Genomic DNA, 22519 nt, shown 5'->3' with positions numbered 1-22519 from the left:
CCAACACCACATTGATGTCACGCAAAGCGACAAAACGTTACCGGGAAAGGCTCACTGTCCTCAGTGCTGTCGAATGTGCTCTCCGCCGGGTTCGTACTCGCCGCGATGCTCGTGCTGTCATGGCAGATAACCGTCGTGTCATTGGTGTTACTACCGGTTTTTATCCTTCCCGCCCGCGCGTTCGCGCCGCGGCTCGCCCGACTGACCCGGGAACGTTACGAACTGAACGCGGACATGAACAACACCATGACCGAGCGATTCAACGTGTCGGGCGCGATGCTGGCCCAGCTCTACGGGTCCCCCGAACGCGAAGAGGTCAACTTCCGCGGTCGGGCGGGGCGGGTACGCGACATTGGGGTCACCCAGGCCATGTACGGCCGAATATTTTTCGCCTCGCTCAGCCTCGTCGCCTCGCTGGCGACCGCGATCGTCTACGGCGTCGGCGGCCGTCTCGCAGCCCGGGGAGACCTGGAGGTCGGCACCCTCGTCGCGCTCACCGCGTATCTTGGCCGGCTGTACGGACCGCTCACCCAGCTGTCGAACGTGCACGTCGACGTCATGAGCGCGATGGTGTCATTCGAGCGTGTCTTCGAGGTTCTCGATCTCGCACCGGTGATCGTCGACAGGACCGATGCCGTCGATCTGCCGGCAGGCGCGGCGGCCGTCGAGTTTGATCACGTCGGATTCCGGTATCCCGCGGCCGATGAGGTTTCCCTGGCCTCGCTGGAATCCGTCGCGGTCCTCGACACCAGGGTTCCGGCGCCGGTGCTGCACGACATCACCTTCCGGGCGGAGCCCGGTCAGATGATCGCACTGGTCGGGCCGTCCGGGGCCGGCAAGACGACGATCAGCCAGCTGATCCCGCGGATGTACGACGCCCGCTCCGGCGCCGTCCGGGTCGGCGGGTACGACGTGCGCTACCTGAGCCTGCGCTCGTTGCGTGCCGCGGTCGGCGTGGTCACCCAGGACGCCCACCTGTTCCACGACACGGTGCGGGCGAACCTGGCCTTCGCCCGGCCGGAAGCCAGCGCTGACCAGATGTGGTCAGCGCTGGACGCCGCGCAGGTCGGGGAGCTGGTGCGCGCGCTGCCGGACGGGCTGGACACGGTCGTCGGCGACCGCGGGCACCGGCTGTCCGGCGGGGAGAAGCAGCGGCTGGCGATCGCCCGGCTGCTGCTGCGCGCGCCAGGCATCGTCGTGTTGGACGAGGCGACCGCGCACCTCGACAGCGAGTCCGAAGCCGCGGTGCAGCAGGCCCTGAGCGCCGCACTGGCCGGCCGCACCTCGCTGGTGATCGCGCACCGGCTGTCCACCGTGCGAGAGGCCGACCGCATCCTCGTCGTTGCCGACGGACGCATCGTGCAGAGCGGCACCCACGACGAGTTGCTGGCGCGCGGCGGGCTGTATGCCGAGCTGTACCGGACCCAGTTCCGTCCCGCCACGGCGCCTACCGACGACGCGACCGGCGGGTCGGGTGGCCGGCCGGGCGAGTCGGGCGGCGGGTCGGGTGGTCTGGCCGACGCCGCGAACGCGGTCCCCGCCTGAACCCGGACCGGGGTTCGCCGAGCCGCGAATGCGGGTCACGGCCGGACCGGGGGAGGCGGCGGGGTAGACCGTTCGGTCAGGTCCCGGGCTCCACCGAAGGTGGCGGCGGCGAATCGTGCGCGACGGTCAGCGCGGGTGGCTGCCCGGGGTGCGCCGGCGCGGCGACGTGACCGGGCTCGGGGGCGGCGGTGACCTCGACCACGGCGATGTCGATGTCACCGGACGGGTGACGGTGAATAGCGGGATTTCGATTCATGCCGGACTCCGGGGGTGCTCGACCGTGTCATACCGACTTCCGCGTCCGGGTGGAGCGGCTCCCAGGAACGTCGGCGCCCTTGCCGTCTTTCCCATATCACGCGCGCCGAGGGACGGGTGTGGCGCGGGTGACGAGACGGACGGTACGCCGCCAGGCGACCACGCGCAGCATGTACCGGATCGACCTGATCTGACTACTAGCGGGTGAGCGACTCGCCTCTCTCGGCGGCCCCCGTGTGCAATGACCGACGATCAGTACTTAGGCTTTGTCTGTGCCACGTAGAGCCAAGATTGTTTGTACCCTCGGCCCGGCCACCAGCTCGCCAGAGAAGGTCCGGGCCCTCGTCGACGCCGGAATGGACATTGCCCGCCTAAACTTCTCCCACGGAACACACGAACAGCACGCCGTCACCTACGCCTGGGTGCGGGAGGCGGCCGAGGCCGCCGAGCGCAACGTCGGCATCCTCGCCGACCTGCAGGGCCCGAAGATCCGCCTGGGCACCTTCGCCGACGGCGGTGCCACCCTGCTACCGGGCCAGCGGTTCACCGTCACCATCCGGGACGTGCCCGGTGACCAGCACCAGGTCGGCACCACCTACTCCGGCCTGCCGGCCGACGTCTCGGCCGGCAGCCGCATCCTCGTCGACGACGGCCGGCTCGTCCTGCAGATCGACGGCGTCACCGACACCGACGTGCACACCACCGTCGTCATCGGCGGCCCGGTCAGCGACCACAAGGGGATGAACATCCCCGGGGCCGCGCTCACCGTGCCGGCGCTGAGCGAGAAGGACGCCGACGACCTGCGCTACGCCCTCGAACTCGGGGTCGACATGATCGCGCTGTCCTTCGTGCGCAGCGCCGCCGACGTCAAGTCCGTGCACGCGATCATGGACGAGGTCGGGACCCGCGTCCCCGTCCACGCCAAGATCGAGAAGCCGCAAGCGGTCGCCGCCCTTGACGGCATCATCGAGGCGTTCGACGGTCTGATGATCGCCCGTGGCGACCTCGGCGTCGAGCTGCCCCTCGAGGACGTGCCGCTGGTGCAGAAGCACGCCGTCAGCCAGGCACGGGAACGGGCGAAGCCCGTGATCGTCGCCACCCAGGTGCTCGAGTCCATGGTCAGCGCGCCACGGCCGACGCGTGCCGAGGCCAGCGACTGCGCGAACGCGGTCCTCGACGGCGCCGACGCGATCATGCTCTCCGCGGAGACGAGCGTTGGGGCTTACCCGATCGAGTCGGTGTCCACGATGGCGCGGATCATCGAGACCGCCGAGGCGGACCTCGGGCGAATCCCGCCGCTGCGTACCGAGCCACGGACCCTCGGCGGGGCGATTGCCCAGGCAGCCGCCTCCGTCGGTCACGCCGTCGGCGCCCGCTACCTCGTCGCGCACACCCTAAGCGGCGACACGGCCCGGCGGCTGGCCCGGTACCGTAGCGAGGTCCCGGTGCTGGCTTTCACCCCCATCCAGGCGGTGCGCAACCAGATGGCGCTGTTCTGGGGAGTGGAGACCTTCCTCGTGCCGATCGCGGAGAACACTGACGAGATGGTCCGCCAGGTCGACACCGCCCTGCTCCAGATCGGCCGGTGCCAGCCCGGTGAGCTTGTGGTCGTCGTTGCCGGAACGCCGCCGGGCGTGGCCGGCATGACCAACATGATGCGGGTCCACCGCATCGGCGAGGCGGTCTGACGGCCGCACCGTGCAATGCCGACGTGACGCGTCGTGCCGTGACGCGCCGTGCCGTGCCGTGCCGTGACCTGACGTGACGTGATCTGACGCCTGACCGGCGGGCGGTTGCCGCGGGGCCCCACCCGCGCCGACCGGCGGTCGGGCGCCCCGCCACCTCGAGCGGACGCCGACCCCAGGCCACCCGGCATCTTCAGCCGGATGCGGTGGCGGGCCCGGCGTCCGCGCCCGCCCCGGCCCACGGCGATGGAGCCCGGGGGAAGGCCTCCCGCGCGGGCGCCGACACCGCCCGTGCAGCGATCCACCGTGCCCGCCCGACACACCCCCGGCGGCTGTCATGATGATGCCGGCCGCGTCCCAACCCGCCGACCGGGAGCGCGGCGGATTCCGCCGGCGCGGGTCCGGATCGATCGGGCGGCAGCCTGTCGGACAAGGGTGCATGTCAGGGAGTGGTTGCATGGTCGAGCAGGGGAGCGGGCCGGACGATCCAGCGCCCACAGACACGCCGACAGCCGGCCCGGGCCCGGCCGGCCCCGAGCCGGATTCCCAGCCCCCTGGCCAGTCCCAGACCGCGGCCGCCGACCGGCCCGGCGCCTCGGCGCCCTCGGACTCCCGTACTCCGCCGCGCGCCGCGTCCGCGGGTCGGGTCGTTTCGGGGCCACCCGCCCGTCCAGCCTCCGCCTCGCCCGCCAACGCCCGTGCCTCCGCGTTCCCGGCGAGCGAGTCCTCGGCTGGTGCCGCCGGCTCCTCCGGTGGCAGGTCCGGTGCCGGTGGCCGCCCTGAAGGGTCCCGTTCTCCGGCGACGGCGCGTCCCGCCGAGGCTGGACGCGTCCCGATCCGCCCGCCGCTCGCCCCCATCCGGTCCCAGCCGGCCAGCGCCACGCCGGCGCGAGAGGATTCGCCCTCCGGCCGTGACACCCGTGGATCTGGCGGCGGCCCAGGCTCCGCCCGTCAGGCACCCGACCCCGCCTTGCCCGGCGGGCGGCCGGCGGCCGGCGCGCCCGCCGGCACCTCTGGTCGTGACCAGGCCGGACCGCCGCCGGCCGCGGCGGGTCAGCGGACGGGGAACGCTGGTGCACGTCCGCGTGCTGCCAGCGCGTCGCCGGGCGGGCCTGCCGGTGAGCGGCCAGCGGCCAGACCGGGAGTGCCGCGTTCGGGCTCCGGGCAGTCCACCGCCCGGATGACGCCCGCGGCTGGGGCGTGGTCGAAAAGGTCGCCGGTCTCACTGGGCGGGGGCGCAGACGGCGGACCCGGTGGGCGGCAGAGTTCTGCGGGGGGAGCCGGCGGTGGCTCCGCTGGCGATGGTGGCGGCGGGCGGGAAGGGGCCGGCGCCGGGTCCCAAACGCCGGCGGGCGTGCCCGGGTCGGCTGGGTCTGCTGGGACGCCGGCATCGGCCAGGGGCCCCCGCAGGGCGTCGTCCTCGGGGTCGGTGGACCGCGCTGGCGAGGCCGATGCACGCAGCCCCGCGGGACCTGCAGGAAGCGGCGCGGCCGAACCGGCACGAAGCGCGGGTCACGGAACTCGGGCGCGGTCGGCAGCCACGGGTCAGGCTGGTGCGGCCGACGAACGCGGGCCGGATGGGGCGCCGGCCGGGTCCATTCTGGGAACACCGCCGGGATCCGCAGCGGGAGCACGGGCGCTGGCCTCCGGTCGGGCTGGGGCGAGCGGAGGTCCGGCAGCGCCTGCTGGCGACGAAGCAGTTTCGAAGGCTGGCCGTGCCGCTGCCGGTCAGCCGGGGAAAGAACGTGTGCCTGAGAATCCCGCGGGCGCCGGCACGCGACCACCCGGCCCGGCCGGCGCCGCCCACCCCGCTCCCTCGGGGACACCCCGGGCCGGCCGGACCGGGCTCGATCCCGCACCCGGCGCGGGCCGTAACCCGTCGCCGGGCGGCGTCGTGCGGCCACAGCAGCCACAGCAGCCACAGCAGCCGCCTTCCGCCGTGGGCGGAGACCCGGGGCGATCGAATGCCGCTGCACCTCCCCTGCAATCTCGGGCCATGCCGCCCGCGAGGTCTGATTTCACACCGCCCTCCGCGGTCTCGCCGCCGTCCCCCCGGAACACGTCTGCGCCGGCTGCCGGCGGACCCCGGCCCACGTGGTTTGAGCGTGACGCACCGCGATCGCCAGGCCGGCCCGCCGACTCCGGGGCGGGCCGGCCGGCCGGAGAACGCGACGCCGCAGATCGCCATGCGGCGGGCCGGGCCGACGGGCCGATGCGCGGCGACGGTCCCGACCGGGAGCCGGCCGTTCCTCGGATCCCCGATCCACTCGCGAGGCGGGAGGAGGAACGCGGCGCTGACCCGTCCAGGGCGCAGCCGCCCGCCCGGGGTGCCTCGGCCCGTGCCGCCGCTCCCGACGTCGCGTGGCCCGGTCGGCAGGGCACCCCGGGGCCGCAACGCGAAGCCGCCGGCGGCATCGGCGGCGCGGGCGGGGCGCCGGAGGACGTGAGGGGGGCCGGGAGTCGTGCCGCCGCCGGTCTGGATCGGCCACCGACCGCACGGCCGGAGCTCGACCCGCCGACGATGCGCGTCGGGATGCGTCGGGAACACGCGAACGATGATCACGGTGATGTCACGAACCGGTTCGCGGTCACCGATGACGGCTGGCGTCACGCGGACCCGGGGCACCACCCGGGCCCAGGGGCATCCGAGGCGTTCGAGGCCTTCGACGGTGGTCAGAACGACGCTGTCGCCCCGTCAGTCCTGGATGATCGCGGCTCACCTGCTGGGCGGGGCGTGACGCCGCGGCACGAGGTGCCGCGGCCCGGCAAGCCCGCCGACCCTGACCGCGCATCCGTGGATCCCGTCCGCGGCGCGGTGCCGGAACGGGGGCAGCGGTCTGACCCGGTGCCTCCGGCACCGGGCACCGGCGAATCGCCGGAATCGGTCGGCGCAACCGGGCAGGGGGTACCGGGGTCCGCGCTGGGGCCGGGCACGACGCGACCGGTAGCGGCGCTGGCGGTGATCGTGGGCGCGGTGGGCTGCGTCATCGGCAGCGTCCTACCGTGGAGCGAGATGTCCAGCGCGAACGAGACACGCACGTTCAACGGCATCGTCGTCGGGGATGGTCGGCTGGTCCTCGTCCTGGCAGTCCTCCTGGGTGTCGTGGGCGCCGCCCGGCTCGCGCGCCGGCCGATCGGTGGTCGCACGGCGGATATTCTGGTCGCCCGGTTGGTCGCCATCATGATCGTGGTGATTGCCGGGCTCGACCGGGCCTACGGACCGCCGACACTCGCCTCCTTTCGGGCCATCTCGGCGGACGTGATCTCCATCCATCCGCAGAACGGGATCATGTTCACGCTCGGGTCCGGCATCCTCGCCCTGATCGGCGCGGTATTGCTTCAGCCGCGTACGGCACCGTCCGGAGGCGGAGGCCGGCGGTAACTCGCCTGGTATGGGTGGTTCTGCCTCGCGTCATGCGGGCAGCTTCCCCGCGTGATACGACCGTGCGGGGCGGTCGTCGGACCCCTCTCGGGGTGTCGGACGGTGGTGGCGTGGGTGAGCGGTCAACAGCAGAGTCCGTGGGCCCGTCCGGGGGATGCCGGTTCACCCCCGGCTGCCGGGGGTGCCGCCAGGCTGGCCACGGGGGCCGGCGGCCGGGGGACACCGCCCGCGGTCGGCCCGGGCCCGCCCGAGGTTGACGACCGCGCGGTCGCTGTCGCCGCGGAGCTGCGGGCGTGGCGGGCGCGGGCCGCGGCGACGGCCGATCCCGCCTGGTCCCGGGAGGGCGCCGTGACGCTGTCGCCGCCGGTCGGCACGATCGCCGGAGTGGCCGGGGTGGCCGTGCGGCCGGAGTCGGCGGCGGGTGGCGCGTACCCGTGGGCCTTGCCGGCAACGGCTGGAATCTCAGTGCCTGCGCCGGTCCGCCCGGCGGATTCGGCCGCCCGCTCGTGGTTGCGCCGGATAGCGTCCCACGGCGGTTGGCTACCCGGTCCGGTGGCGGTCTGCGCCGGAGTCGCCGTGATCATCGCATCGGGGATGCGGTGGGCGACGGTGCGGGCCTACGGGTTCGTGGAGTTCACCGTGCGGGGGACCGATCCCGACCAGCACGGGCGGTTGACGGTGCTGCTCGGAATCCTCGCCGTGGTCGCGGGCCTGCTTCTCATCGCCGGGCGCAGGGAGTGGGGACGCATGCTCGCCACCATGACCGGGCTGATGGTTTTGCTGACCGCGGTGGTCGACCTCGTTCAGCTCTACCGGGGTGGTCCGTTCGCCGACAGCGGGCTGCGCACGGCGACCACGGTCGGCCCGGGATTGTGGGTGATCGCCTGTTGTGGTTTTGTTGTTTTTGTGGTCGGCGTGGTTGTCCGATTCGCGTATCAGGCTTCGGGTCGCGGTGGCCGGGGCGGCGAGACGCGTCGTTGACCGGCGGCCGGCGCAGCGGCCTGAACCAGGTGGGGATAACCCGATCGTGGTACGGGTGACCCCCATTGCGGGGACGCCCGGTTCGGTGGATTTGGGGTCATGACGACAACCGCGACAGCAGGCTCGATGAACGAGGTCAAGGGCGCACGGGGGGAGTAGCGAGGCTCGGTCGGGGGACGAGCCGGAGATGCTCCGCACTTGACCGGATCGCGCGCCCTCACGCCACGCGGGGGGGGCGCGAGGGCGCGCACCGGATTCGGGGATCCAGTGTGGGTCTGGGTGGTGGGCGCTGACATGGGGGTGTTGGCGCCCACCACGCTTTTCTGGGCCGATCTGGCGCGGCTGGGCGCAGTTCCATCACCACGGTTGCGCGGTTCGGCAGCCTGACGCCTCGGTCAGGCCATCCCCTCCGCGTGGCGATCGAGATGCCCATCCTCGATGGCCCGCTTGAAGAGGTCGACCTTGGTTGCCGCGTCGCGGCCGACCCGTCGGTACTTCTGACGGACCCGGTCGATGTACTGCTTGGCGGTTTCCGGGGAGACGTCCATCTTCCGGGCGACGGTCTTCAGGGGCATCCCCGCCGCGTACAGGCGCAGCGCCTCGACCTCCTTCGGGGACAGGTGTGGTTTGTCCGGGGAATCATCGGTGAGGAGCAGGAAAGCCAGCTGCGGAGAGATCCATCCGGTACCAGCGGCCGCCGCGCGGATTGCGGTGGCCAGATCCTCGACGTCGTCGGTCTTGGGAACGAAGCCCGAGGCGCCGGCGCGCATCGCACGCCGGACGGTGTCCGGCGCGGCCGCGGCGCTGAACACCACCACGCTTCGCTCGTCGGACAGCAGCCGCCGGAGGTTGTCCGGGGGCTCGGTGCCGTCACCGAGGTCGAGATCGAGCAGGACCACCTGTGCATGTCGCCCAGGACCGGCGAGCAGGGCATCGAGGGAACAGGCGGTGTCGGATAAGGTCGAAGTCCTTGACGTCGTGCAGCAGATCTGCGAGACCGCGCAGCACGATCGGATGATCGTCCACCGCGGCAACCGTGATAATGGCGGGAGCCGTCGTGTTGTCCTCAGCGTTCATGGTGGTCCAGTCGTTCTCCCGGATTTGCGGCCATGACAGATCTCGACCACGGCCCTACGGGCGTCGGTGCCCGTCAGCGGGGACGTGGGGGCGTTCCCGGCCGCGAGGAGCGTCGGGGACTCCGCTCGCGCGACGCCCACCATTTCAGCAGATCTCTACCCGACGTCACGACCTGGTTCGGACTTGCGCAACGAAGTCGAAACATCTGGCTAGCTCAGCAGCCACAGTCACAACCGCCGCAGTCACACTCTGCGCACTCGCCGCAGGACTCACAGCAGTCACAGCAGTCGAGGTCGCCGCACCGGCTGCACAGACCCTCCTTTCGCTGTCCGTCGAGCGGCGACGTGTAGTCGCCGCACATCTGGCAGGTCAGGAACATGCCCGCGGCGGCCAGGCAGGCCGAGCCCGGCCACCGGCGGCGTGGGGGCCGGGCGTCGGGAGGAGCATCCGGCCGATCGTCGGGGCGGCCTGGCCCGGGAGCTGACCCTGCGGACACGAAGGTTCGGCTGATGGCGTGGCCGAGGCCGTCGCCGACGAGGAGACGGGCGAGTCGGGCATCGACCGTGTCGGTGAATCGCACCTGCGCCAGCGCACGCTGCAGGTCTCGGCGGCTTTCTTCGCATAGGTGGCTGGCCTCGGCCGGGCTGGTGCCCGTGGCCGTCAGCGGGTTCCAGGATCCCGAGCGAGCATCGTCGGTCTGGTCTGCGACGGCGTCGAGGAGGTGGACGACGCGGCCGAGGTGCCGTCCCACCGTCGCGAGGGGCGTGCGGTTGTCGTCGGACCCGGCCACGACGGCGGTGTGCGCGAGGACGGCGCAGACCGCGGTCTCGGTCGGGGCCAACGCGGCCAACAGCGCCGCTCGGCCCCGGGCGCTGCCACCCTCACGGACCCGTTGCTCCGCCGCCGCGCGGTCCAGCTGGGCGACGTCGAGCCCGACCACGGAACCGGTACGTACGGCGGCGGAGCCGGCCCGGTCGGCCAACCGGCGCGCGATCGCGGCCGCGGGGCGGCGGCGCAGGAGGCCGTCGCCGTCCGCGATGTGGTCATGCACGGCGATCGCGCCGGCGGCGAGGGACACTGCGGCCGCCAGTCGTGGGCCCGCCTCGGTGGATGCCGCCACCTCGATCCGGCGCATCGCGCGCAACGGACATAGTCCGGCCCTGCGGCGTTCGCCCGGCGAGTCGGCCTGCGCGGCGACGAGTACCGACACGAGTACGGCGTCCACGTTCGTGGCGACTCGAGTCCACTGGCCGTGATGGTCACGGAGGGTGAGACATAATCCGCAGAGGTGAGACATCCAGGCCGCGTGCAGATCGACGGACAGCTGGCGCAGGCAGGGGCGAACTACTCCAAACATGGTCGCACCCTCTCAGAAGCACAGGCGGGGTGAGAGTACGCGCGGGTGGAGGGTTCGTGTTCGGCCCGGTGAGCGATGGCGCAACCGCCTGTGCGGCGCCACTGGACGAGGTTGGCCCGTCGGCGCGGAGGTCGGCCGGGGAGCGGATGGGTCGTTTCCATGCGATCGAGGATAGCTTAGACTCGAACACCAGTTTGAGTTCGGGTAGAGCTCCCTCGTTCGGCCAGAAGCCGGACGAGGTGGAGTTCACCTGTCGTCGAGGAAGCGATGGTGCGGCAATGCCAACAGAGCTGTCAGATGCGGGCGACGCGGAGCGGCCAGCCGCCGGTCCTGGAGAGGCCGAGGCGCAGATCCCGCCCGGCCACGGCGCGATGCGCGTGTTCGATCGGGTGGTCGGTGAGCTGAGCGCGGACGAATGCCTGCGCTTCGATGTCCAGCTCGAACGACAGATCGCGCGGCTGCAGGCGGAGCAGCTTGCCATGCGGGCGCGGTTCGCCGAACATCGTCCGCCGCTCGAGGGTGAGCCGAGCGAGCGGCGGTTCACCGAGTTCGCGGGGGAGGAGCTCGCGGCCGAGCTCGGTGTCGCGCCTGCTGTCGGGAGCCGCAGGCTCCAGCTGGCGGCTGAGGTGTGCTCCCGGCTGCCGGCGAGTCTGCATGCCCCTGTATGAGGGTCGCATTGACCTGCAGCGGGTGGAGGCGCTGGCCCGCCAGACGGCGGCCTTGAACGCCGCGCAGGCCGGAGCGGCCGAGCAGGCTGCGCTCGAGCAGGGCCGGCGGGCCAGCCACGCGGCCTTCCGCGCCGCGGTGCGCCGTCGGGTACTCAAGGTCGACCCGGACGGGGCGGACCGCCGCCATCGCCATGCGGCGCGAGGTCGCAACCTGCGGATCACCGACGAGGAGAATGGTATGGCAACGTTGCGTGCGCTGCTCTCCGCCGAGCGGGCGGTGTCGGTGTACCACCGCATCGACGCGCTGGCCCGTCGCGCGGCCGCGGACCCGGAGGAAAAGCGCACGCTGGACGAGCGCAGGGCCGACGTCCTCTACGACCTGCTGATGGGACAGGACCGGAATCGAGTTCGTACCGAGATGCAGGTCGTGGTGCCGATCTCCACCCTGATGGGGCTCTCGGACGAGCCGGGTGAGCTCGCCGGGTACGGTCCGATTCCGGCAGAGCTCGCCCGCGAGCTCGCCGCCGGTTCGCGGGCGACCTGGCGGCAGATGCTCACCGATCCGCGGGACGGCCAGGTCGTCAAGGTCGGGGCGCGGCGCTTCCCCTCACCGGGCGTCGCGCGGACCGTACGCGCGAGGAATCGCCATTGCATCTTTCCGGGCTGTGACAAGCCCGCGATGAACTCCGAGATCGACCACACGAAGCCGCACGCGGAGGGTGGCCGTGCGGAGGAGGGCAATCTCGGCCCGGCCTGCGCTCGGCACCATCACCTCAAGCACACTGAGAGTCGTCGTCGACGTCGCACCCGGCGCAAGCCCGCCGGTGGGTCCGGTCCGGGGCGGACGTCGCCGGAGCCCGCTGTCCGCAGCCGTACCGAGCCCCCCGCGGCCGACTGGAAATGCGAGCAGCCGACGCCCGGCGTCTTCCTCTGGACCAGCCCGGAGGGACGGACCTACCGAGTGCTGCCTGAGCCCTACCTGGATGTCCCGCCCCCGGCCGGCCAGAGTGGGCCTGACGCCGGCTGAGCTCGCGCGTTCTCGGCTCTAGGCGCGCGGCGGTGCGGAACTCCCAGGATCACGGTTGAGCGCTTCGGCGAGCCGCTCGAACTCGGCCGGGTCGTTGTACACGTGGGCGCTCACCCGCAGCAGCGGTCCTGCGAGGTCGCGGCTGCGCTGGACCGGGATGGCGCTGGTGAGGATCGCGTCCTGCCGGAAGAGACGATCGCGGACGGCCACGGGATCGACGCCGGGTGGTGGTTGGAGCGTGACGATGCCGGTCGGCAGGCTCGGGCGCTCTCGTACCCGCCAGCCCCCGGCACCGTCCAGTACACGTCGGCCATGGGAGGCGAGGTATCCGATGCGGGCGAACACGAGCTCGGGATCACTGGCGAGCAGCTCGGCGAGCGCTTGGGCGAGGCCGATCCGGGAGGCCACCGGGGCTTCTCCGATGCCCAGCCGGGACAGCCCAGGCAGAGGAAGCGGCTGGGCGTCCTCGCCCCGGCGCATGGTGTGAAGACCCGGCGATGCGCCGTCGAGGCGCTCGGCCAGGTTGCCTCGTAGGGCGAGGAAGCCGGTGCCGCGCGGCCCACAGAGCCACTTGCGGGACGTTCCCACGTAGGCGCTCGCGTGGACATCGGTGACATCGATCTGGCCCAGGGACTGTGCGACGTCGAGGATCAGTGGCACTCCGGCCTCGGTGCAGCGCCGGCCCATCTCCACGGCTGGCTGAACGATGCCGTGTTGGCTGGGGACATGCGGAAAGACGACGAGATTCAACTCGTCGAGGGCACGTGGACGGGCTGCCCGAGCACTGGGAATCCCCACTCGGTCGAGTACGTCGAGGTCGATCACTCCGTGTGGGTCGACCGGCAGATCGATCAGTTCAAGTGGCGTCTGGCGCGCCAGGGCCTCGAGTAGGAGCATGTTGGAGCCGAACTCGCTCGGGAGAACCCCGACTCGGGCCCCCGGAGGAAGAGGCCATGCGGTGAGCAGCGCGGCAAAGGCGGTGCTGGCCGAATGGTGAAAAGCGAGATCGTCAGGGCCGAGGCCGGGCCCCATGAGGCCGGCGAGTGCCGCCCGCGCGGAGTGCAGAACCTCCTCGGCCTCCACCTCGGCGACGTATGCGCCGCGTTCGCCTTCGCGCCGTAGGTGGGCGATCTGAGCGCCGAGGGTCGCCTGGCTGGGCCGCGCGGCGGCGGCCGCGTCCAGGTGGGTCACGGCTGAGGGTGGCCGTGCGGCACGCCAGCGCCGGGCCAGATCCGTCCCCGCGCGGTCGCCCGCCGCCGCGTCAGTGAGATCATCACGATTCTGGCGGCTCGCCGTCGCACCCACCGGACCAGGATCGCACCCATCGGCCGGTATCAGCTCGCCGGTTCGGGCACGACCTTGCTGACGATGTGCTCCGCGATGGCAAGGGACGCCGTCGCGCCCGGCGACGGCGCGTTGCGGACGTGGACGACTCGACCGGTGTGCGACAGGACGAAGTCGTCGACGAGGCTGCCGTCCCGGGCCACCGCCTGGGCACGCACCCCGGCCGGACCGCGCACCACATCGTTGGTCCGCAGCTCGGGCACGTAGCGCCGGGCCTCGGAGATGAACGCCCGCTTGCTGACGGTGTGCAGTATCTCCTTCGCGCCGGTCTTCCAGTGCGTCCTGGCCATCTTGTGAAAGCCGGGCCAGGTCAGGGTGCGCCGCAGGTCGCCGCCCTGGACGGTGCCGAGCGTGTAGCCCTCGCGGGCGGTGGCGAGCACCGCGTTGGGGCCGACGAGGATCTCGCCGTCGATGCGCTTGGTGAGGTGGATTCCGAGGAAGGGGTATCGGGGGTCCGGCACCGGATAGATGAGCCCGCGCACGAGGTCCCGCCGCTGCGGGCGCAGCAGCCAGTAGTCGCCGCGGAAGGGGATGATCTGCGGGGACGGGTCCTCGCCGGTGAGGGTCGCCACCAGGTCGGACTGAAGACCCGCGCAGGCGATCAGCAGATCGAACGGGCCGACGCGCTCGGAGACGGCCGCGACCCGCCCGCCGTCCCTGGAGGCGATCTCGTGATTGCCGTTGGGCCGGGCGCCGGCCGAACCGGTGACGGTGAGCCGCAGGTGCACCCCGTCCGGCCGCTCGTCGACGCCGACTACCTCGGCGCCGGTGCGCACCGTGCCGCCCGCGGCGATGATCTCTTTACGTAGTGCCTGCGCGACCCCGGGATAGTCGACGATTGCGGTGGTGGGGGAGTGGAGGGCGGCGACTCCCCGGGCGTGCGGTTCGATCCCCCGCAGTTCGGCGGCGTCGAGCATGCGGGTCCGGGGAACTCCGTTGGCTTGCGCGCGCTTCTCGATCTCGGCCAGCCGCTCCAGTTCGCTGTCGTCGACCGCGACGACGACCTTGCCGCACTCGTCGTAACGGATGTCGTGGGTGTCGCAGAACGCGCGCAGCAGGCCGACGCCGCGCCGGCACAGGGTGGCTTTCAATGAGCCTGGGACGTAGTAGAGACCGGCGTGGACGACACCGCTGTTGCGTCCGGTCTGATGCCGGGCGACATCGGGCTCCTTCTCGAACACGGTCACGGTCGCTCCCGGTTCGACCTGGCCGAGGCGCCGGGCCACCGCCAGTCCGAGTATGCCGCCGCCGATGACCGCGATCCGACCTGCCACGCCCCGCCCCCCTGCTTCTCGTCGATCGGCTGGAGTCCGCCACCACGCCGACGGTACGGAACAAGTATCGGCATACACACTGTGTGACGAGCTGATAGTCCTTCCCGACGGCGGCGCGGCGGACCCGTCGCCAGGTGATCCGCCGCCCCTGCGCCGCCGCCGCGCTCCCGAGCGGCTCAGCCGAAGAAGTGGCCCGGCGGGTGCGCCCGGTCGGTGCGCGAGCGCGGCACCCCGCGCAGTGCGTCGGTGAGGGTGCGGGCCGTGTTGACCAGCGGGACGTGGCTGAACGCCTGCGGGAAGTTGCCGGTCATCCGACCCAGCCGCGGGTCGTACTCCTCGGCGAGCAGGCCGACGTCGTTGCGCAGCGACAACAGGCGTTCGAACAGTTCCTGGGCCTCCTGGACCCGCCCGGACATCGCGTAGTTGTCGGCCAGCCAGAAGGTGCAGGCGAGGAAGGCACCTTCGCCGGCGGGCAGCCCGTCGACCGCGCCGTCCTCGGCGGTCGGGTAGCGCAGGACGAAGCCGTCCTCCATCAGTTCTCGTTCGATCGAGGCGACCGTGCCGACGACGCGGGGATCGGTGGCCGGCAGGAAGCCGACCAGCGGCATGTACAGCAGCGCCGCGTCAAGCTCACGGGAGCCGTAGAACTGGGTGAAGGTGTTGCGGTCCGAGTCGAAGCCCCGCGCGCAGACCTCGGTGTGGATCTCGTCGCGCAGCGCGGACCAGCGTTCCACGGGACCGGGCAGGCCGGACTCGACGATGCCGCGGACGGCCCGGTCGGCCGCGACCCAGGCCATCACCTTGGAATGAACGAAGTGCCGGCGTGGCCCGCGGACCTCCCAGATGCCCTCGTCGGTCTTGCGCCAGCCGGTCTCCAGAAAGTCCATCAGCTTGGTCTGCAGCGGCCAGGAATCGTCGCTCTGGTGGTCGGCGATCGCCTGCCCGCCGGGCAGGACGAGCCCGGGGACGGACGGCCGCCGGTTGGCGACCGCGACCCGCGCCACGTGCAGGGCGTCGAGGACCTCGCCGTAGACGTCGAGCTGGAACTGGTCGACGGCGGCGTTGCCGACGCGGACGGGGGAGGAACTTTCGTAGCCGGCGAGCCAGGGCACCTCGTACTCGGGTAGCCGGCGTTCCCCCCCGACGCCGTACATGATCTGCACCCGGGACGGGTCGCCCGCCACCGCGCGCAGCAGCCATTCCCGCCACGCGGTCGCCTCGCTGGTGAACCCGGCGTCGAGCAGGGCCAGCAGGGTGATCGTCGTATCGCGCAGCCAGCAGTACCGGTAGTCCCAGTTGCGCACCCCGCCGATGTGCTCGGGCAGGGAGGTGGTGACGGCCGCGACGATGCCCCCGGTCGGGGCGTAGGTCAACGCCTTGAGGGTGATCAGGGAGCGGCGCACGGCGGGCTGCCACTGACCGTCGTAGGTGCAACCGGCCATCCAGTCCGACCACCACGCCTCGGTGAGGGTGATCATGCGGCGGACGTCGTGGATCGGCGGCGGGGACTGGTGCGACGGCGTCCAGGTCAGGGAGAAGGGCACGGACTGGCCGGCGGCGACGTGGAAGTCGGCGTAGGTGGCCATGTCGTGCCCCTCCATGGGGGCGGTGGTGCGCAGGGTGACGGCGTCGGGGCCGGCGACGGCGGACATGGTGTGCTCGTCGACCCGACGCACCCACGGCACGATCGAGCCGTAGTCGAACCGGAACCGGGTCTCCGAGCGCATGTGGACGGCGCCCTCGAGACACTCGACGAGCCGCAGCACCGTGTGGGTGCCGGCGTGGGGGAACATCGCGTCGACGATGCGCACGGTGCCCGAGGCGGTGGTCATGTCCGTCTCGAGTACCAGGGTGTCACCGCGGTAGCGGCGGCTAACGCCGAGAACCGGTTCGACCGGGGCGATCTGCCAGTGCCCGTCGTCGGCGTCACCGAGCAACGCGGCAAAGCAGGACGGTGAGTCGAATCGGGGCAGGCACAACCAGTCGATCGAGCCCGTGCGCGCCACGAGTGCCGCAGAGTGGGTGTCGCCGATCAGCGCATAGTCCTCGATCAGGGATGGCACGACCTGTTCCTCGCTCCCATGGTTCGCTGGTCGCGATCATCGGAAGATGATGATCGCCGGATGTGGGATGAGCGCCGTCGCCGGCGTCATCGGATGTGGCCCGTTGTCGGGCCCGATCGTGGGCAGGGCGCCGCCGGTCGACGGTGTGCCGATGCGCGTGCCCCGGGGGCGCGCGCCGCGCCCGGCAGGTCGGTCGGGCGGGGTGCGGCGGTCACACGTGGCGGAGGTCGCTGAGCCTCACAAAGGCGTTCACCTTACGGACTGCGCCGGCCGGCTAGGTTGGGGGTCCGGACTTCGCGGTGGTCCATCCGTAATCCGGACCAGAAAACTTTCCCCGATGTGACAGGATTCACGACGTGGCCTCTATGTCGCCCACCGCCGCCACCCGCGCCGTGCGGTATCTGGCCGACCCGCGGCGCCGCACGGCGGTGGTGGCGATCACCCTCGCGGCCATCGGCCTGATCGCGTTCGGGATCTACGCGACGCTGAGCGGGCCGCCGCCCAAGCAGGAGGCGGTCGTCTACTTCACCCCGGAGGCGACGACGGCGCAGAAGGATGCCGTGCGCGCCGCGTGTCCCTCGGTGGGCCGCGCGATCCAGCTGCCGAAGGACCGCAACAACCTCGCCACCAGCCGGGCGTATCCGCTGCGCTACGACGTCGCGCAGGCATCGACAGCCGATCGCGCGGCCGTGTACAAGTGCGTGCACGACCACCCGGGCGTGGTCGGCATCAGCCAGGAGACCCAGGGCCAGTGACGCCCCGCCGGCGCCCCACCCCGCCGGCGCCCTACCCCGCCGGCGCCTCGCCGGCGTGCTCCCGCTCCTCCTGCTCCTGCTCCTCCTGCTCCCGCTCCTCGAGGATTTCAGCGGGGGTGGGCAGACCGGCGTCACGCGCCTGCTTCGCCTGCCACAGGCTGACGATCATCGTCGCCAGCACGACGAGTCCGCTGAAGATCAGGCTCCCGCCGCTCCAGGGCGACGAGGCGGGCAGGGTGTCGACGACGATCCAGGCGATGCCGACGCCGATCATCCCGAGACCGAACAGGATCGTGAACACCGAGGAGAACCGGTTGGCAGCGGCCTGATCGGCGAGGTCGGCTGCCTTGCGCCGGGTCCGCTCGAAGCGGCTGCGCGCCCACTCGTACTCCAGGCTCAGGATGAAGAACCCGAGGGCGACCACAAGGAAGCCCGGACCGGGCAGTACGAGCATCGCGATGCCGACGCCGAGGACCACGATCCCCAGCACGGTGAGGGCGATCCTGCGCAGCAGTCGGGCGCTTTGGGTCAGCACGGCGGGCAACTCCCCTGGACGGATGGGCGGGACGTGGCGCGCAGGTCTCCACGGGCGATGGTGGCTCCTGGTGGCGGTTGCGGTGTTCGGCTGGGACATCCGGGCGGATACCGTCCTCGCGGGTATCGTCCGGGCCTCGTCGACATCGTCGTGGTTACCCTCGTCCAACGCGCCACGCACCACAATCGTGACCCGGATCTCCGAGCTCGGCTCCGTGAACTGGGCCGCGTTCCAGCCCGTGGCTCTGCGTGAGCTCGCCGGTCGCCGGCGAGGATGGTGGGTGATCCCTGGATGTCTCAGGATCGCCGAAGCCGTTCCGTTCCGGGGTGATCAGCGCGAACCAGGAGCGTTCCCGGATCGTTCGTTAGGGTGGCGAAGGCGGCTCACCAGGAGCTTCCTACGAACGAGCGGGTCGACAAGGCAGGGAAAGGGTTGTTGTGGAGATCGAGGAGACCGCGCTCCCTGGCATCGGGCTGCGGCACGACTTCCAGACGCGCAGTGGCCGTCGGCTGGGGGTCGTGTCCCATCATCACGGGCGGCGTGACCTCGTGATCTACGATTCCGATGATCCCGACTCCTCCCAGGACTCCATCCCGCTCACGGCGGAGGAGAGTGACGCGTTCTCGGAGCTGCTGGGCGCGCCGCACATCGTCGAGAAGCTGGCCGACATCAGCAGCGCGTTTGCCGGGCTGGTCGGCGAGCAGATCGCGATCTTGGCCGACTCGCCCTTCGCGGGCCGTCCGCTTGGTGACACCCAGGCTCGCACCCGCACCGGCGCCTCCATCGTCGCCGTCGTCCGCAACCAGATCGTCCACGCCTCCCCCCCGGCCGGGCTTCCGGTTCGAGGCCGGGGACATCGTGGTGGTCGTCGGGACCCCGGAGAACACGGCGTCCGTCGCCGCGTTGCTCCACTCCGGCTGACGAGCGGGTTGGCCGGATCGAGTGCATTCCACCGCGACGACCTTCCTTGAGCTCGGGGGAGTTCTGTTCTCCCTCGGCATCCTCGGACATCTGGCGCTGCGCGTCGGAATCTCCCCCATCCCGCTCTATCTCGTCGGCGGCCTGGCCTTCGGCCACGACGGGCTGCTGCCGCTCGGCGCCAGTGAGGAGTTCATCGGCGTCGGTGCCGAGATCGGTGTCGTCCTGCTGCTGCTCACCCTCGGTCTGGAGTACACCGCCGGCGAGCTGCTGTCCGGCCTGCGTAAACAGGCCCGGTCGGGGGTGCTCGATCTGGTCCTGAACGCCACCCCGGGCGTCGCCGCGGCGTTCATTCTGGGCTGGGGCCCGACGGCGGCGGTGGTCCTCGGCGGGGTGACGGCCATCTCCTCCTTCGGGATCATCGCGAAGGTCCTCGGCGACCTCGGGCGGCTCGGTAACCGGGAGACGCCGGTCGTGCTGTCCGTTCTTGTGCTCGAGGACCTGGCGATGGCCGTGTACCTGCCGATCCTGACCGCGCTGCTGGCCCATCACAGCCTCGCCCGCGGGTCGCTGACGGTGGCGATCGCCCTCGGCGTGCTCGTCGCCGTGCTCTACGTCGCGCTGCGGCACAGCGACAAGGTGACCCGACTGGTGTTCAACCCGTCCGCGGACCGCGACGACGAGGTCCTGCTGCTACGGGCACTGGGGCTGGCGCTGCTCGTGGCCGGCCTGGACCGGCGGCTGCAGGTGTCCTCCGCCGTCGGCGCCTTCCTCGTCGGCATCGCCCTGTCCGGCCCCGTGGCCGAGGGCGCGCAGGAGGTGCTCCGGCCGCTGCGGGACCTGTTCGCGGCCGTCTTCTTCGTCTTCTTCGGCATGCAGACGGCCCCCGCCGACATCCCCCCGGCGCTACTCGCCGGTTCGCTGTTGGCGCTTGCCGGCGTCGTGACAAAGGTCATGACGGGGTGGTGGGCGGCCCGTTCCGCCGGGATCGGGACGATGGGCCGGTTCCGGGCGGGCGCGGCCCTCGTTGCGCGGGGCGAGTTCTCGATCGTGATCGCCGGGCTCGCCGTGGCGGCCGGCATCGAACCGAAGCTGGGCCCGCTCGCCGCCTGCTATGTGCTGCTCATGGCGATTATCGGCCCGCTGGCTGCCCGGTTCGTCGAGCCGGTGACCCGCGCGGCCCGCGGCCGGTTGAGCCGCCCCTGATCACCGGGCGGCGGTACCGAATCGACGAGTCCGCAACGGTTGATCCACGTTGCATCGGCGTCGGAGAGGGTCGTCGCCCGCCCGCGGCGCTGTCCGACCGGAACGGGGCGAACTTACGGGCCCGGGTGTGCCCACTCGGGCGGCCATGTTTGGCAGGATGCGGCCCATGAGCGGACTTCTCGAAGGTAAGCGCATTCTCGTCACCGGCGTTCTCACCGAAGCATCGATCGCGTTCAGCGTTGCCCGCATCGCGCAGGAACAGGGCGCGCAGGTTGTTCTCTCCGGATTCGGACGTGGGCTGTCGCTGACGCGGCGTATCGCCAGGCGGCTGCCCACCGAGGCGCCGGTCGTCGAGCTGGACGTCACCGACGAAGAGCAGCTGGCCGGGCTCGCCGGGCGGGTGCTCGAGCACGTCGACGGCCTTGACGGGGTGCTGCACGCAATCGGTTTCGCGCCCGAGTCGGTCCTCGGCGGCAAGCCGTTCGTCGAGGCCGCCTGGACCGAGGTCGGCACCGCCCTGCAGGTGTCGACCTGGTCGCTGGCCTCCCTGACCCGGGCGACCCTGCCCCTGTTCGGGGAACGGGCATCGATCGTGGGCCTCGACTTCGACGCCGCCGTCGCCTGGCCGTCCTACGACTGGATGGGCGTCGCCAAGGCGGGTTTGGCGTCCACGGCCCGCTATCTGGCCCGCGACCTGGGCCCGCGCGGTGTCCGGGTGAACCTGGTGGCGGCCGGCCCGCTGCGCACGATGGCGGCCAAGAGCATCCCGGGCTTCAGCCAGTTCGAGGACGTCTGGGACGGTCGGGCGCCGTTGGGCTGGAGCGTCCACGACACGACGCCCGCGGCCCAGGCGTGCGTGGCGTTGCTGTCTGACTGGTTCCCGGCGACCACCGGCGAGATCGTCCACGTCGACGGCGGCGTGCACGCGGTCGGCGTCTGACCGGCGGCCCGCATTCGGCCGCCGGGGGTCAGCCGGCGGCCGCCGCCTCGTCGAGCAGGTCCAACGCCGTTCCGACGATGACGTCCACCGTGACGGGGACGGCCTCCGCTCGGGTCGCCGCCGCCGCCGCGGCGGCGGCCGGCGGCGGCGCGGCTGAGCCGAGCGTCGAGATCGGATCGCCGTGCACGCCCGCCAGGAAACTCAGCGTCCGATGGTCACCGTCGACGACGGTGACCATCGGGCACCGCCGGTTCGCCGGGAAGAGCTCGGCGAGCAGCGCGTCCGACCCGTCGGCCAGCCCGCGGCGGGCCTGCAGCGCTCCGAACACGGCGCCCGGCGAGGTCAGGCAGACCACGCTCACCTCGTGTCCGAGCCCGGCGCGCAGCTCCGCCGCGGTGCGCAGCACCTCCGGCAGGACCGGGCCGACGCCGACGAGGGTGATCGTAGCCCCCGGGCCGCCCTCGTGCAGCCGGTATCCGCCGGCGAGCACCAGGGCGCGACGGCGACGCCAGCCGTCCGCGTCCACCGGTAGTTCGGCGAGCCGCTGGTCCACCTGCCGGGCGCAGAGCTGGATCAGACTGGACGCGCCGTCGAGCCGGGCCTGCTGGCCGAGCCCGGCCAGCAGGCACCACGCGAGGTCGTGCGCGAACGCCGGCACCCAGGTCGTCGCGATCCCAGCCGGGGCACCGCCGTTCCACGCCAGGGCCCGGGTGACCGGGTCCAGTCCGGTGTCGGCGACCGCCAGCATGGAGCGGGCGTCGGCGCTGCCCGCGGCGAACCAGCCGGGCAGTACCCGACCGGCCGACACCTCGTCGGCGACCCCGATCGGCAGCAGTGGCAGGCCCTGCCGGCTCCAGGCGATCCCCAGCGAACCGAGTACCCCGCCGAAGGCCGCCGCGGACAGGCCGCCGGCCACGTGACGCCCCGCCGGGGCCTCGCCGTTCGTCGCCGCGGGCTCGGCGGCGGCCAGCCAGCCGGCGAGCACGGGATCGGCCGCCCGGGTGCTGATCGTGACCACCGCGGCCGCTGCCTGCGGGGCGAGCCGGGGCAGGTCGCGAAGCAGTTCCCCGAACGCCTCCTGGGTGGAGATCCGCTCCGGGAAGCGGCGGGCGGCGTGCGCGGGCACCTGCGCGGGGGTGCGCAGCGGTACCGGAGCCTGGTCCAGGTAGCGCGGCACATGGCTGGTGAGGCGCCGCGCTCCCTCGGGCGGTGGCAGGACGACGATCGACCCACCGCCGTGGGACGCCGCGTCGACCGTGTCGGGGGCGTTGGGGGCGGCGATCTGCGCGGCAGCCGGCGCGGGCGGGCCGCGGCGGTCGGCGTCCGCGGCCGGGTCGGCGCCGTCTGCCGGTGCGAGCCGGTCGCTGGTGTAGGCGAACAGCACGGTCGGCCGGTCCGCTGCCACCTCGTCGAAGGCGTCGATCAGCAGCGCGATGTCGTGCCCGCCAAGGTCGCCTAGTAGGGCTTTGTTAGGTGTCGTTGAGTTGTGGTTTCAAGCGATCTGGTG

At 72.0% G+C, this 22519-nt stretch carries 15 protein-coding genes and 3 pseudogenes; 10 read left to right on the top strand and 8 right to left on the bottom strand.

All coding sequences use genetic code 11. From position 1 onward, the window contains the following. Positions 1 to 51: 51 nt before the first annotated feature. Positions 52 to 1545 (top strand): annotated as a pseudogene (locus G6R25_RS09160) (ABC transporter ATP-binding protein); the annotation flags it as partial. A 76-nt stretch (positions 1546 to 1621) separates the two neighbouring features. Here G6R25_RS09160 and G6R25_RS09155 read toward each other — a convergent pair. After that, entirely contained in the window at positions 1622 to 1801 is a 180-nt protein-coding gene (locus G6R25_RS09155) for a hypothetical protein (RefSeq protein ID WP_136448831.1), read from the bottom strand. 271 nt (positions 1802 to 2072) lie between these two features. On the opposite strand from G6R25_RS09155, the gene pyk reads away from it, so the two are divergent. The 3 genes from pyk (at position 2073) to G6R25_RS09140 (ending at position 7848) form a co-directional block, all read left to right on the top strand. After that, positions 2073 to 3488: a pyruvate kinase gene (pyk, locus tag G6R25_RS09150; RefSeq protein ID WP_163552628.1), complete on the top strand. Its 1416-nt coding sequence runs from the start codon at positions 2073 to 2075 to the stop codon at positions 3486 to 3488. A gap of 2209 nt (positions 3489 to 5697) precedes the next feature. Continuing rightward, positions 5698 to 6867 (top strand): hypothetical protein, encoded by a 1170-nt coding sequence (locus G6R25_RS09145; RefSeq protein WP_235947896.1) that lies wholly within the window; start codon positions 5698 to 5700, stop codon positions 6865 to 6867. Between the two features lie 114 nt (positions 6868 to 6981). Continuing rightward, the gene (locus G6R25_RS09140) at positions 6982 to 7848 is read left to right on the top strand and encodes a hypothetical protein (RefSeq protein ID WP_163552627.1); all 867 of its coding nucleotides are present in this window, start codon (positions 6982 to 6984) and stop codon (positions 7846 to 7848) included. A gap of 395 nt (positions 7849 to 8243) precedes the next feature. On the opposite strand, the pseudogene G6R25_RS09135 reads toward G6R25_RS09140, so the two are convergent. Both G6R25_RS09135 and G6R25_RS09130 read right to left on the bottom strand, forming a co-directional pair. Continuing rightward, positions 8244 to 8925, bottom strand: a pseudogene (locus G6R25_RS09135) (response regulator). Positions 8926 to 9139: 214 nt separating this feature from the next. After that, a complete protein-coding gene (locus G6R25_RS09130; RefSeq protein ID WP_163552626.1) occupies positions 9140 to 10282 on the bottom strand; it encodes a DUF5685 family protein in 1143 nt (380 codons plus the stop codon). 278 nt (positions 10283 to 10560) lie between these two features. Between G6R25_RS09130 and G6R25_RS26600 the strand changes: the two genes are divergently transcribed. Then, the gene (locus G6R25_RS26600; protein ID WP_235947894.1) at positions 10561 to 10950 is read left to right on the top strand and encodes a hypothetical protein; all 390 of its coding nucleotides are present in this window, start codon (positions 10561 to 10563) and stop codon (positions 10948 to 10950) included. Continuing rightward, positions 10937 to 11977, top strand: a complete 1041-nt coding sequence (locus tag G6R25_RS09125; protein WP_235947892.1) for an HNH endonuclease signature motif containing protein — start codon at positions 10937 to 10939, stop codon at positions 11975 to 11977. The genes G6R25_RS26600 and G6R25_RS09125 overlap by 14 nt, the downstream gene beginning before the upstream one ends. An 18-nt stretch (positions 11978 to 11995) precedes the next feature. Here the strand turns inward: G6R25_RS09125 and G6R25_RS09120 are convergent, their stop codons facing one another. The 3 genes from G6R25_RS09120 to G6R25_RS09110 all read right to left on the bottom strand — a co-directional run bounded on the left by G6R25_RS09120 (position 11996) and on the right by G6R25_RS09110 (position 16658). Beyond that, positions 11996 to 13168, bottom strand: a complete 1173-nt coding sequence (locus G6R25_RS09120) for an aminotransferase class V-fold PLP-dependent enzyme (RefSeq protein WP_163552625.1) — start codon at positions 13166 to 13168, stop codon at positions 11996 to 11998. Between the two features lie 143 nt (positions 13169 to 13311). Next, entirely contained in the window at positions 13312 to 14595 is a 1284-nt protein-coding gene (locus G6R25_RS09115; protein WP_163552624.1) for an L-2-hydroxyglutarate oxidase, read from the bottom strand. Positions 14596 to 14771: 176 nt separating this feature from the next. After that, on the bottom strand, positions 14772 to 16658 hold the full coding sequence (locus G6R25_RS09110; protein ID WP_163552623.1) for a glycoside hydrolase family 15 protein: 1887 nt from the start codon (positions 16656 to 16658) through the stop codon (positions 14772 to 14774). A 365-nt stretch (positions 16659 to 17023) separates the two neighbouring features. Here G6R25_RS09110 and G6R25_RS09105 point away from each other — a divergent pair, with 365 nt between their 5' ends. Beyond that, the gene (locus G6R25_RS09105; protein WP_136446370.1) at positions 17024 to 17413 is read left to right on the top strand and encodes a hypothetical protein; all 390 of its coding nucleotides are present in this window, start codon (positions 17024 to 17026) and stop codon (positions 17411 to 17413) included. 31 nt (positions 17414 to 17444) lie between these two features. On the opposite strand, the gene G6R25_RS09100 is transcribed toward G6R25_RS09105, so the two are convergent. Beyond that, positions 17445 to 17948, bottom strand: a complete 504-nt coding sequence (locus G6R25_RS09100) for a PGPGW domain-containing protein (protein ID WP_163552622.1) — start codon at positions 17946 to 17948, stop codon at positions 17445 to 17447. Between the two features lie 437 nt (positions 17949 to 18385). On the opposite strand from G6R25_RS09100, the pseudogene G6R25_RS09095 reads away from it, so the two are divergent. The 3 genes and pseudogenes from G6R25_RS09095 (at position 18386) to fabI (ending at position 21012) form a co-directional block, all read left to right on the top strand. Further along, positions 18386 to 18869: pseudogene (locus G6R25_RS09095) on the top strand (cation:proton antiporter regulatory subunit). 21 nt (positions 18870 to 18890) lie between these two features. Then, entirely contained in the window at positions 18891 to 20072 is a 1182-nt protein-coding gene (locus G6R25_RS09090; RefSeq protein WP_163552621.1) for a cation:proton antiporter, read from the top strand. Positions 20073 to 20238: 166 nt separating this feature from the next. Further along, positions 20239 to 21012: an enoyl-ACP reductase FabI gene (fabI, locus tag G6R25_RS09085; RefSeq protein ID WP_136446366.1), complete on the top strand. Its 774-nt coding sequence runs from the start codon at positions 20239 to 20241 to the stop codon at positions 21010 to 21012. A gap of 28 nt (positions 21013 to 21040) precedes the next feature. Here fabI and G6R25_RS09080 read toward each other — a convergent pair whose 3' ends face one another. After that, positions 21041 to 22417, bottom strand: coding sequence for a hypothetical protein (locus G6R25_RS09080; protein ID WP_336500998.1), 1377 nt, complete (start codon positions 22415 to 22417; stop codon positions 21041 to 21043). Positions 22418 to 22519: the final 102 nt, after the last annotated feature.

This window comes from Candidatus Frankia alpina, assembly GCF_902806485.1.
In the GTDB taxonomy this organism is placed as follows: Bacteria; Actinomycetota; Actinomycetes; order Frankiales; family Frankiaceae; genus Frankia; species Frankia alpina.
This window is presented reverse-complemented; position numbering and strand designations above follow the sequence as displayed.

Coding starts and splice junctions, on each gene's coding strand:
- G6R25_RS09145 (WP_235947896.1), top strand. CDS start 5,698: ATGCGCGGCGACGGTCCCGACCGGGAGCCGGCCGTTCCTCGGATCCCC.
- fabI (WP_136446366.1), top strand. CDS start 20,239: ATGAGCGGACTTCTCGAAGGTAAGCGCATTCTCGTCACCGGCGTTCTC.
- G6R25_RS09155 (WP_136448831.1), bottom strand. CDS start 1,801: ATGAATCGAAATCCCGCTATTCACCGTCACCCGTCCGGTGACATCGAC.
- G6R25_RS09105 (WP_136446370.1), top strand. CDS start 17,024: ATGTCGCCCACCGCCGCCACCCGCGCCGTGCGGTATCTGGCCGACCCG.
- G6R25_RS26600 (WP_235947894.1), top strand. CDS start 10,561: ATGCCAACAGAGCTGTCAGATGCGGGCGACGCGGAGCGGCCAGCCGCC.
- G6R25_RS09125 (WP_235947892.1), top strand. CDS start 10,937: ATGCCCCTGTATGAGGGTCGCATTGACCTGCAGCGGGTGGAGGCGCTG.
- G6R25_RS09130 (WP_163552626.1), bottom strand. CDS start 10,282: ATGTTTGGAGTAGTTCGCCCCTGCCTGCGCCAGCTGTCCGTCGATCTG.